General features: G+C 58.9%; 1 protein-coding gene. It reads right to left on the bottom strand.

Going from position 1 to position 1,497, the window contains the following annotated elements; translation table 11 throughout:
• On the bottom strand, positions 1 to 1,497 hold a 1,497-nt coding region (locus VCB98_RS13815), incomplete at both ends, for an LAGLIDADG family homing endonuclease (RefSeq protein ID WP_346053524.1).

Here is a 1,497-nt window from a genome sequence, read left to right as displayed (position 1 = left end):
AAAGGGATCGAGCACGAACTTGGTCAGGTTCACCGAACCGAGCAAACAAGAACCATAGGGCGGAAGCGGCTGCTCGCCGCACTGCCCGGTAACCAAGCCGTTGAAGATCACCGTATTGTGGTCTTCCTGGGTGGTGTCGTAGACCGCTTCCCGGCCAACATACTCGATGGACTGGATGCGGCTGGCAAAGCGCTGGTTCTTGCGCAGCACCTTGTCGCTGACCCACTCCTCGTAGCGTTCACGCTTCTTCGGGAGCAGGAAACCGATTTCCTGCATGAAGATTTCCCGGGATTGACCATCAATGATCAACTCATAATCACTGCGGCACTGGTATTCACAGCTTCCACCATTGCCATCCGGGAGATACCGTGCGCTGGCCTTGCGGCGCTGGCGGATGCGGCAGAACACACCGAAGTTGGCCAGCAGTTGCTGAACATCCTTGAGCAGAGCAGGCTCGCTGGATGCCAGCCGCACCGAGCAGCTCTGACTGTTACTGGACACATTGACCGTGCCATCACACTGGAACAAGGCCTGAAGATAGGCCCGCACACAGTCTTCCGAGCCCCGCCAGACCACTTCCGGAACCTGGAGCTTGGAGTCTTTCGTAAAGCCGTAATGCTCCAGCACCCGCGCCAGCAATACGGAACGCAGGAAGACCATGTTGCGATCCGCAACAGGTACCGGTTTAACCTGGTATTCACGCGATGTCTCTGCCACATTCCGGATCAGGGCATTGACATAGTGGCCAACCTGATCGGCCAGGGCGCGTTCTTCACCCCAGAAGTTGATTACCGCGGCCATCTGCTCCTTGCCACGGTTGGTGATCTGACCATCACCCGTGATCAGCCCCAGCAGGATACCCAGCTCCTTCGAACCTTCCCGACCGAACTGCCCCTTGCCCGACTGAATCAGGAGACGGTCATCCTCGCGCAGCTCCTTGAGCGGCAACTTGCCGCGCTCGGTGTAGAAATCATGCCATTCGGTGGCCTTGATCTGGTAACCATCTTCCGTGGTCACACGCCAGACATCCGCATCCCGGGCGGTCATGAAGGCCGGAACGGCCGGGCGGGTTTCCACGCCTCGCTTCTTCTGGCCGAGGGCGCGACGGTCCACGGACACTTCAAGCGCCTCACCGGACTGGTAGAGATCGCCGATGCGCACCATGCCATGCTGGGTATGCAGACGGGTATCCGCCGTCACACAGGGGTTGGTGGCGCGGATCTCTTCGTCGAACCAGTTGTTGTTCTGCTCGTTGACCTTGTCGATGAGGATGAAGCCCGGCTCGGCATAGTCGTAGGTGGAGTTCATGATCATGTCCCACAGGCGCCGGGCAGGGATGGTCTTGTAGATCTTGCAGGCCACCAGATTGGAGTCGTTGCAGACATAACCGTCACGCAGGGGCCATTCCCGCCAGATGACCTGCTCGGGATCGTTGACGTCGATCTCGTCAACCTCGACTTCCTTTTCGGTGACCGGGAAGGCGAGCTTCCATTCGGT

The organism is Natronospira elongata, from assembly GCF_034931365.1.
Lineage (GTDB): Bacteria > Pseudomonadota > Gammaproteobacteria > Natronospirales > Natronospiraceae > Natronospira > Natronospira elongata.
The sequence above is the reverse complement of the archived record's forward strand: the minus strand, read 5'-3'. Positions and strand labels throughout refer to the sequence as shown.